Below are 10,037 nucleotides of genomic sequence, written 5' to 3' on the forward strand. Positions count from 1 at the left end.
TTAGACATAATAAAAACCTCGAAATTCTTGTCCGAATTTCGGGGTTCATATCACTACCTCTCCCTTTTTAGTATTATTAATCTTTATCAACTTTAATCTTACCATCAATGATTTTCTGTCTAGCTTTTTGAACTTTAATCCAGGTATGATAGGATAAGTTTCCTTGAACTAAAGAAATACCTTTATTTTTAAGACCATAGCTTAGATTTTTCCCACCTGGGAATTTTCCCTTAGCAGTTTGGGTAGCGATATCTTCAACAGCAAGATCGGCACTTTTGATAACTGAAGTAAGAGTGAAATTAGATGGTTGACCACCTTTTGCAAAATAATCTCCTAATTGGGTTTGATCTTCATCAGAACCAATAACCCATACTTTGTGTCCTACAGGTTGGGCTTGATTGATTTCTTGTGCGGCTTTGAATACACCTCGGCCACTTTTGCCCGCTGCTTGAAAAATGATGTCAGCTTTTTTACCGTACATTTCCTGGGCAATATCGTGTGCTTTATTAGTATCGGAAAAGTTTCCAACTGTCTGAGTTACTACTTTAATATGCTTGTGGAGTTTATGACTTGTTGTTCTTACTCCCTGAATAAAACCAGCTTTGAAGGAAGTCATTTCTTTACTATTTTGACCTAAGACTAAACCGACGATCTGACTTTTAGTTGTATAAGCAGCTGCTACACCGGCTAAATAGGCTCCTTCTTGATTTTTAAAGGAGACACCGGTTAAATTTTTTAATTTTGGAGTAGGGGCATCAATAACAACAAAGTTCTTTTTCGGATTATTTTTAGCCGCTTTAATAATATTTGGCTTAAGAGTATAGCCAACACTAATAATAGTGGAGAAGTTTTTATCTAGAGCTTCATCAATAGTGGCCTGATAATCTTTCGGATCTTTAGGTACAAAATAATCGTAGCCTTTGTTTCCTTCTGGAAGATCATTTTTAGTACCATAATCTTTTAAGCCGTTCCAGACAGATTGATTTAAAGAATTATCTTTAATGCCGTTAATGTCGGATATCAGAGCGATATGATTGTCTGCATTTTTACTTGTTGTTTCCTCATGATTGGGTTTGCTACAAGCACTTGCTATTAAAAAGATGGCACTTGTGATCAATAATAGATTAAATTTTTTATTTAGTTTCATTTGAAAACCTCGATTAAAAATCTATTCTAATTTTAAACGAGAAAAAGACCATCCTACAAGTCAAAGTAGGGTGGTCTTTTAAAAATATTAAATTTATTTTTCAGCCTTTTTAGCTTCAGCTTCGTATTCACGAACAATATTGAAGTTAGAATCTTTAGAATCTACATAACCATAGTGTTGGTAAATGTTTTCGAGGATCTTCTTACCCTTCTTGGTCTTAGCAATATCCTTAAAGGCAGTAGCAAGTTTCTTTCTAAAGGACTTAGACATACCACTTCTAACAGCAACAGTATCGTTTGGAATGTATTTAGTAAAGTAAATTGGAACAACATCTTTCATTACAGCAGGTGCATCTTTAGCAGCAAGAGGACGAGCATCGGAGAAGACAAAGGCAGCATCGGCATCACCGTTGTAAACTGATAAAACAGCTTGATCGTGTCCCTTAACTTGAACTAATTTACAATCTTTTGGTACATTTAAACCTTTTTTGTGAAGTTCTGCAATTGGAAGAACGTAGCCAGAAGTAGAAGTTGGATCTTGAACGGCAATTGTCTTACCATTTAGATCTTTCCAAGATTTAATCTTAGAGCCTTTTTTAACTACGATCATTGAACGGTAGCTATCCATTAATTTGTGGTTTTGCTTACCGCTTGGTTCGTCATAGCCATAGCGTTGCGCTTGGAGCAAAACGTCAGCAACACCACGTTTGTGGGCTAAGACATAAGCATCAGGTGGTAAGAAACCAACATCAACTTTCTTTGATGCCATTGCTTCAACTAAAGCAGAGTTATCAGTTGAAACAGTCACATGAACAGGCATGTGCAATTGCTTTTCAAGCAAGCCTTGTAATGGCTTAGCTTTAGCTTCAAGTTTAGAAGCTTGGACACTAGGAACAAACTGAACATTTAATTCCTTAGGAGTATAGCCCTCACTTGTTTTAGAAGCAGATTTATTATTTGAACATGCAGCAGTTGATACAGCAAGTAAAACCATAGCAGCGCCGATTAAAAATTTTTTTATCTTCATTTTTTCCTCCAGAAACTATTTAATGAAGTTGACGACTTAAAGATAGCAAACTATAGATTCTAGTTCAAGAGCAAATGTGAATATTTTTAAACTATATCGTCTATAATGTACGTTATTAAACGCACTATATAAGTGATAAAGATTGATAAAATGCGTGTTTTAGCGCAGATTTATACAAAGAAATAAAAAAATATAAAAAGATATATTTTCATACTACAACATATTGTATCTAAATTTTCTTTTGATACAATAAATAGTGCTTTTAATTTTGTGTTACTGGAGGATTTTAATGAATTTATATAAAAAGATTGCTTTAGGTTTTGTTGCCGGTATGGCAGTAATTACTGCTGGATGTTCTAAAGATAAGAAAGATAATTCAGCAGCAAACATTCCAACTAAAATTACAAAGAAGACTACGGTAACTTTTTGGCATGGAATGAATGGTGGGCAACGAACAGAATTAGAGAAATTAACGGCGGAATTTGAAAAGAAAAATCCAAATATTGAAGTTAAGCTTGAAAACCAAGGATCTTATATTGATTTACAAGCTAAGGTAAATTCTACTTTGCAGTCACCAAATAATTTACCAACAATTACTCAGGCTTATCCAGGCTGGCTTTACAATGCTGCAAAAAGTAATATGCTGGTAGATCTTTCTCCATATATCAATAATCAGAAGCTAGGCTGGGGAAGTGCAGCTAAGTCTGGTATTAGAGATGAATTATTAGATGGGGCAAAAATTCAAGGAAAACAATATGGAATACCATTTAATAAATCTATTGAAGTCTTAACTTATAATAAGTCTATCTTTGAAAAATATGGTATTAAAAAAGTTCCTACAACTATGAAAGAATTAGCTCAAGTTTCAGAAACTATTTACAAGAAGAGTAACCATGAAGTTGTAGGTGCAGGATTTGATTCATTAGCAAATTACTATACTTTAGGTATGAAGAACGAGGGAATTAATTTTACTGATAAAATTGATTTCACGGGTAGCAAGTCACGAAAAGTCATTGATTACTATGCCCAAGGAATGAAGAAAGGATACTTCACAACTGCTGGATCAGCTCATTATTTATCTGGACCTTTTGCTAATGAAAAAGTTGCTATGTATATTGGAACTTCTGCTGGTGAAGGCTATGTTAAAAAAGCCGTTGGAGATAAATTCACTTATGATGTAGCGGCACGCCCTGGAAAATACACTATGCAGCAAGGAACAGATATCTATATGTTCAAAAAAGCCACAGGAATGCAAAAGAGCGCAGCATTTAAATACATGCAATTTTTAACTTCTAAGTCTGCTCAACTTGACTGGGCTAATGCAACTGGGTATATTCCAGTTAATAATGCTGTTGTAACGTCTAAAGAATATAAAGAAAATACCAAGACCAAGTTGCCTGCTAAGCTTGAAGGTGCAATGAAATATTTATACAGTGTTCCTGTAGCTAAAAATTCAAATGCAGCTTATAGTCAGTTAGATCCAATCATGGCTAAGATTCTGTATGCAGCTAAGAATGGTCAAAATGTTAATAATCAAATTAAAGCTGGTAAAGCAAAATTTGATGCAACATGGAAACAATAATTTAGTTGATTTTAAAATTAAAGAAGGTCGAAACTTCGATGGCGAAGTTTCGACCTTTTTTGTAATTATTTAATTCTAAGATTTAACATCAAACCGATAAAGAAACCAACCGCTTCAGTAATAAACAATACTTGCGTATTTTGAACAACTTTAGGAAATGATTTTGGCTTCGTCTGAATTTTCCAAAGAAAGCGCATATTTTTATAGATTGTTGGAATACAAATCAAGATTAAAGCGACGCTCCACGGAAGTACTCCAATCCAAATTGCCCAACCTGTTAAAAAGAATCCCAGTAAGTAGTTAAATACAAACAAGTAAAGACCACCCTTAATTCCAATATAAGAAACTAAAGTATGTCTTCCATTTGCGATATCTGCATCATGATCACACAGGTTGTTTCCTAGCATTAGTGTGAAATTGCAAATTTCTGGAATACCAGCAGCTAAGATAATTGGCCAAACAAAATTCCAATTGAAAGCTACATAGGGATAAACGTTAATATAGACCATAATTAGAAAAATTCCAAATCCCATTGCAAAACAAGCAGCTATTTCTCCAAAAGGTCCAGCAGAAATTGTATGTGAGCCTGTGGAATAGGAGATAGCAATTGCGTAACAAATAATTCCAATAATCCAAATATAGATATTAGTTTGAAATCCAATCAGAATAGCGCAAACAGCTGAAATGATGAATAATACCCAAACAAAAGCTAAAACGTGTTTAGGATTAAGGTGATACTTACCAATGGGATTCTTCTTATGATCGCCAGTTTTGGCAGCTTTTTCACGTTTATAATCCCAATAGCCATCATTCACGTTCATAAAAATTTGTAGAACAATCGTGGCAATACACATTTCAATTGTAGGAAAAATTCTGAAAAACTGAAAATTATATTCTGTATACATCATCCCTAATAATACGGGAATAATTGAATTAAATAGGGTACGTGGTTCAATTAATTCATAGTAGCCTTGCTTTACTTCAGCAGACATAGTAAACTTCTTTCTATTTTTTAGATTAGTCCTTGATCCATTAAATAAAGTTGGTGGAAATGTTCATTATGTTTAAAGAGATCATGTGGATTTCCTTGCATGGTAACTTTTCCATCTTTAAAGAAGAGAACTTCGTTCATATATTTTACACCTTGCAAGTGATGAGTTACCCAAACTACTGTTTTTTCTTTTAAAACATCAAATACTAAATTTAATAGTTTTTGTTCTGTGATTGGATCTAAACCAACTGTCGGCTCATCTAAGAGGACAATTGGGGTATCTTGTAAAAGTACACGCGCAAGGGCTAAACGTTCCTTCTGACCGCCTGAAAAGCGAGCACCAGCTTCTGCAACTTCTGTATCTAATTTTTTAGGAAGCGAATTAATGAAGTCAGCTAGCTGGACTTTTTCTAAAATTTCCATCATTTGATCAGCAGTAGCATCAGGATTAGCCATTCTTAGATTTTTGTAAATAGTGGTATTAAACAAAAATGGTTCCTGGTTTAGAACTGAAAATAACTTAGAACGTTCTTTTTGCAGAGCTAAAACATTAACCTTATCCAAAGTGACGGTACCTTTATTAGGTTTCAAATCTCCTAAGATTAACTGTAAGATAGTACTTTTTCCAGCTCCAGATGGTCCAATTAGAGCAGCTTTTTGACCTCTTTTTAGGGTAAGAGAGAAATCTTGAATGATTGGATGATCCTCTCCAGGATAAGTAAATGAGATATCAGTAACCTTTAAAGTTCCCGCAAAAACAGGATCAACATATTCTTGCTGAGGTAAATGATTTTCAGGTACTGTTAATTCATTTAAATGCTTCACTGAATCGCTATATGTATGCCATTCTTCGATACCTTGTCCAACAGGAATAAAGGCATCTGATAAAGGAAATAAAGCTAAAACAACAGCGCCAACGTAATTAGCAGCTTCTTGATTATAAGTAAGATTTTTATTAGTGAAATAAAGAATAGCGACAGCCATTAAACCAAAGATACATTCAAGAACAAAATCTCTCGCCCAATCAAATTTTCCAGATTTTTTTTCATGCTTACTTAGAGATTTCAAAGTAGTCTTGGTCTGATTGAAAAAGGCATCTCTTCGTCCAGAAATTTTCCAATCGCCAGCTCCTAAAACTTGATCAGTAAATTCTGTATAAAGCTGTGCTTTTTCTGCCTTCTCTTTACCACGTACAGGAGCTTGTTTTAAGAGTGAAAAGAAAGGAACAAGAACAAGTTCCATAATCAATAGAGTCGCAATAATACCAGCTAAGGGCCAGGAGAATAAGCCAAGCAAAATTACAACAATAAAGCCTACGATGTAACTTAGAATTGCTGGAAAAATAGTTCTTAAATAAAGATTTTGCAAATGACCAATATCGTCAGTCAGAAGCGAAAGAATGCTTCCTGTTTGAAAAGTCGAACCGACGGCGGAAGTATTCTTTTCGGCAATATAAAAAAGTTGACGTCTCAAAGAACTAGTAACACGCAAAATCCAGTTGTGAGAAACTAAACGCTCTAAATATCTAAATAGCGGTCTTCCAATTCCGACAGCACGCATTAAGACAATAGGAACATAAATCATTAAGATGTTTTCTGGATGCGTTGCAGCTTTATCAATTGTATAACCAGCGTAAAACATTAAGGCGCCGCCACAGAAGAACATAACAACGCCAAGAAAAATTGCTAAAAGAAAGTTCCATTTATATTTTGCTAGATAGGGTTTAACCCAATGTTCATGTTTCCAAGAAAATTTTTTATTCATCATAATAGATCTTCTTTCAATGGTTGAGTGAGTTTCTTGAATAAGGTTCCATTTTTAGCTAAGTCGTTAGGAGTACCTTGTTCGACAATCTCTCCATTCTCAATGACCAGACACCAATCCATATCATTTAGCCAGTGCAAACGATGGGTAGTAAAGAAGACTAAATGATTTTCCATCAATTTTTTCATTGGTTCTTTTAACTCGTATTCAGTTTCAATATCAAGATGAGCGGTCGGTTCGTCGAAGAATAATATCTTTCGGTCTTTAGCTAAGAATGCACGAGCTAAGGCAATACGTTGCTTTTGGCCGCCAGAAATGCCACGTCCATTTTCGCCAATTTTAGTATTCAAACCATCTTTTAAGCTGGCCACGAAGTTGTCTAAGTCAGTTGCCTTTAAAGCTGCATCAATCTCTTCCTGGCTGGCATTTGGGTTATAGAAAGTTAGATTGTCTTTGATACTAGCAGCGAACATGTAAGGATCTTGGGGAATGTAAGTAATTTGATTTTGCCAATTCTTTTGATTAAGTTGAGCAAGAGTTTGTCCATTGATAGTGAAGTTATCGTCTTTAAGGTGCGGAGTAAGAAAACCAGCTAAGATTCGCATTAAAGTTGTCTTGCCAGCTCCAGTTGGCCCGATAATGCCAACTTTTTGAAAACCAGTAAGGTTCAAATTGATATTACGTAATTCATCAGCGGTATGTTGGCTTGTTTTATGCATCGTTTTCTTTTTTACGACGCCGCTCATTTTAGCATTTTTATTAACAGTGAACTTACTTTGATCAACATGACTGTAGTTAAAAGAAAGATTCTTAGCTACTAAAGTGCTATCGTTGTTCCACGTGAAACTGGACAACTGATCCTCTTGCGGTGTAGTAGGAAAAGCTAAAATATCGAAAATTTGTCCAAGCGCGTTTTTACCGTTCAATGTTGCATGAAAGTCATTACCAAAATCACGAATAGGTAAAAAATATTCGGGTGATAAGATCAAAATAACTAGCGAAGGATAGAGAACTAAATTGCCGTTGATTAAGCCAATTCCAAGAAACATGGCAATCATCGCAATTGACAAAGTTGTAAAGAAATCAAGTGTAAAAGTAGACAAGATAGCCACTCTTAAAACTCCCATTGTTTTTTTACGATAGTTTTCGCTGTTCTTGTAAACAATATTGCCATATCTTCTAGCAAGTCCTAAAACTTTTAAGGTGCTTAAGCCTCGTAAAGCATCGACAAAGTGGTTTTGCAATTTAATATATCCAGCATATTGTTTACTAGCTTTACTTTGAGCAGCAGTTCCTAAAATAATCATGAATAGGATTAGTAAGGGGAAAACTAACAACAAAATCCACGCAGAAAGGGCATTTAAAGTAAAAATATAAATCAAAATAATCCAAGGAACAATTGCAAGTGCGATTAATTTTGGAAAAATTAGCGATAGATAATTAGAAATTTCATCCATCCCATCTAATAGCGTTGAGACTAAGTTTCCTGTTCCAATTCTTGAAACTAATGCAATCCCGCCATCGTAGGTTTTATTAAGCAATTCTTCTCGTAAAAGGGCAGTAATTTGATTTGCGTACCGGTTCATATACCATTTCTGAAACCAATTAATTCCCTGCCTTAATAAATAAAAAATCAAAAAAATTAGAACATCTTCTGCAATATAGGCAAAAGATTGGCGTTTCCAAGAGCCGACAATTGCTCGAGCAAGAAAAATACCTTGCCCTAAAATAGCAAATGCTTGCAAGAACATTAGTCCTGCAAGCATTGCGAGCATGATTTTGGCTTTTGGTAATTTGAAAAGTCGTTTATCAATCATTTTTATTCCTGTTCTAGATTAGCGTTTTGATTTACTTTGATCCGGTGTCTAAATACTACGTATGACCAGATAATATAAGCTAAAGCAATTGGTAATAAAATAAGAGCAACTACTGTCATTACTTCGAGTGTTAACTTCGAGTTAGCAGCATTCTTAATTAAAAGTGAGTGTGCTGGATCAGTGGCAATTAAGACGCGAGGGAAGAGTCCGTTGAATAAAAGACCAACAACAGCTACTAAAGTTAGGCCGCTGGTTACAAAGGCTGCTCCTTGCTTATTTTTAATTAAGGCAATATCTGACCAAGCAGTTAGAACAACAATCAGTAAAGTAATAATTGTTGAAGAAATTGGTCTTAGCTTAAAGAAATCAGTCTGGAAAAAGACCAACAAGGCAAAGACAATTTCTCCTAAATAAGCTACTAGATAAAGCTTTTCGTTTAAGTTAGCAGCACGTTTACTTAGCTCTGGATCATCAATTCTCAATCTTAAGAAATTAATTCCATGAATTAAACAAAGAAGAACACCTGCAACACCTGCAACGACAGATAAAGGATTAACAATATTCCAAAAACTTAAACTCATATTTCCTTGAGCATCGATTGGAACACCTTGAATTAAGCTACCAAACATCATTGTAAGGAAGAATGGTGCTAACAAACTCCCCCAAAACAAAGCACTGGTCCAGATTCTGAATCCATGCTCAGTTTCTGCATGAGCAGAAAATTCAAAGGATACTCCTCTAATAATTAGGGCAAATAAAGTAAAGAATAGTAAGATGTAATATCCACTAAACAAACTTGCATACCAGTCAGAAAATGAAGCAAACATGGCACCACCCGCTGTGATCAACCATACTTCGTTTCCATCCCAGTGTGGTCCAATCGTTTCCATCATTACATGTTTTTCTTGATCATTTTTTGCTAAAAACTGTGTTGCCATTCCTACACCATAGTCAAAACCTTCAGTAAAGTAGAAGATCATGAAAAGAAGGGCAATTAATAGGAACCAAAGCAACTGTAAAAAATCAATTCCATCGATCATTAGTATGCACCCCTTTCAAGTGCACCAGCTACACCCATATCAAGTTGACGTTTACAGTAATAGATCATTACTGCGCCAAGAGTTGAGAAGATTAGGAAGTACATAATATTTGTGAACCAGAGTTCACCAGTGGTTGTACTTGCAGAAATTGAATCTGCAATCGTGAATAGTCCATAAACAGTCCATGGGAAACGACCAAGTTCTGTAATGAACCAACCACAAGTATTGGCAATAAATGGAAGGAAGGTTGAAATACCTAAAATCCATAAGAACCAGCGCTTGTTTTCAATTGTATTCTTCTTTGGACGAGTCCAAATTAAACCTAGAATTGCAAGTAAAGCAAATAAGGCACCAAAGCCGGCCATAATTCTAAAGCTATAGAATAAGGTCTTAACTGGAACGTAATAGCTCATATCTTTGCCAAACTTTTTATCGTATTTTGCATGCAATTCCTTATTGATTTGATTCATTCCTTTAATGGAACCACTAGTACTGTGATAAGTAAGAATGGTTAAAACATCAGGAATAGAAATTGCACCTTCATTTTTATGTTCTTTAGTATTTAAATTAGCAACTATATCCCATGGAGCGTGATCGCCTGTTGTTTCATAAACGCCTTCAGTTGCAGCAAACTTCATTGGTTGTTCATGAATTTCAACTTGAGTTTGAT

8 protein-coding genes are annotated in these 10,037 nt (G+C 34.9%); 1 reads left to right on the forward strand and 7 read right to left on the reverse strand.

Annotated elements, in window-relative coordinates:
• Positions 1-76: 76 nt before the first annotated feature.
• Complete coding sequence (locus Q9R40_RS09220; protein ID WP_297938830.1) at positions 77-1,147, reverse strand: BMP family ABC transporter substrate-binding protein; 1,071 nt, start codon at positions 1,145-1,147, stop codon at positions 77-79.
• A 93-nt stretch (positions 1,148-1,240) separates the two neighbouring features.
• Complete coding sequence (phnD, locus tag Q9R40_RS09225) at positions 1,241-2,173, reverse strand: phosphate/phosphite/phosphonate ABC transporter substrate-binding protein (RefSeq protein ID WP_304677389.1); 933 nt, start codon at positions 2,171-2,173, stop codon at positions 1,241-1,243.
• 289 nt (positions 2,174-2,462) lie between these two features.
• Between phnD and Q9R40_RS09230 the strand changes: the two genes are divergently transcribed.
• Positions 2,463-3,755 (forward strand): extracellular solute-binding protein, encoded by a 1,293-nt coding sequence (locus Q9R40_RS09230; protein WP_095076597.1) that lies wholly within the window; start codon positions 2,463-2,465, stop codon positions 3,753-3,755.
• A 65-nt stretch (positions 3,756-3,820) separates the two neighbouring features.
• Here the strand turns inward: Q9R40_RS09230 and Q9R40_RS09235 are convergent, their stop codons facing one another.
• The 5 genes from Q9R40_RS09235 to Q9R40_RS09255 all read right to left on the reverse strand — a co-directional run.
• Entirely contained in the window at positions 3,821-4,747 is a 927-nt protein-coding gene (locus Q9R40_RS09235; RefSeq protein ID WP_304677391.1) for a prenyltransferase, read from the reverse strand.
• 20 nt (positions 4,748-4,767) lie between these two features.
• The gene (gene cydC, locus Q9R40_RS09240) at positions 4,768-6,513 is read right to left on the reverse strand and encodes a thiol reductant ABC exporter subunit CydC (RefSeq protein WP_304677392.1); all 1,746 of its coding nucleotides are present in this window, start codon (positions 6,511-6,513) and stop codon (positions 4,768-4,770) included.
• Positions 6,510-8,327: a thiol reductant ABC exporter subunit CydD gene (cydD, locus tag Q9R40_RS09245; RefSeq protein WP_304677393.1), complete on the reverse strand. Its 1,818-nt coding sequence runs from the start codon at positions 8,325-8,327 to the stop codon at positions 6,510-6,512. The genes cydC and cydD overlap by 4 nt, the downstream gene beginning before the upstream one ends.
• Positions 8,328-8,329: 2 nt before the next feature.
• On the reverse strand, positions 8,330-9,367 hold the full coding sequence (cydB, locus tag Q9R40_RS09250; protein ID WP_304677394.1) for a cytochrome d ubiquinol oxidase subunit II: 1,038 nt from the start codon (positions 9,365-9,367) through the stop codon (positions 8,330-8,332).
• The coding region (locus Q9R40_RS09255) for a cytochrome ubiquinol oxidase subunit I (protein ID WP_304677396.1) at positions 9,367-10,037 on the reverse strand (671 nt) is incomplete at its 5' end. The genes cydB and Q9R40_RS09255, both read right to left, overlap by 1 nt.

The sequence above is a fragment of the uncultured Lactobacillus sp. genome, from assembly GCF_948948975.1.
Classification (GTDB): domain Bacteria; phylum Bacillota; class Bacilli; order Lactobacillales; family Lactobacillaceae; genus Lactobacillus.

Excerpts from the sequence above, each read along its gene's own strand:
- Q9R40_RS09220 (WP_297938830.1), bottom strand. The coding sequence starts at position 1,147 with ATGAAACTAAATAAAAAATTTAATCTATTATTGATCACAAGTGCCATC.
- phnD (WP_304677389.1), bottom strand. The coding sequence starts at position 2,173 with ATGAAGATAAAAAAATTTTTAATCGGCGCTGCTATGGTTTTACTTGCT.
- Q9R40_RS09230 (WP_095076597.1), top strand. The coding sequence starts at position 2,463 with ATGAATTTATATAAAAAGATTGCTTTAGGTTTTGTTGCCGGTATGGCA.
- Q9R40_RS09235 (WP_304677391.1), bottom strand. The coding sequence starts at position 4,747 with ATGTCTGCTGAAGTAAAGCAAGGCTACTATGAATTAATTGAACCACGT.
- cydC (WP_304677392.1), bottom strand. The coding sequence starts at position 6,513 with ATGATGAATAAAAAATTTTCTTGGAAACATGAACATTGGGTTAAACCC.
- cydD (WP_304677393.1), bottom strand. The coding sequence starts at position 8,327 with ATGATTGATAAACGACTTTTCAAATTACCAAAAGCCAAAATCATGCTC.
- cydB (WP_304677394.1), bottom strand. The coding sequence starts at position 9,367 with ATGATCGATGGAATTGATTTTTTACAGTTGCTTTGGTTCCTATTAATT.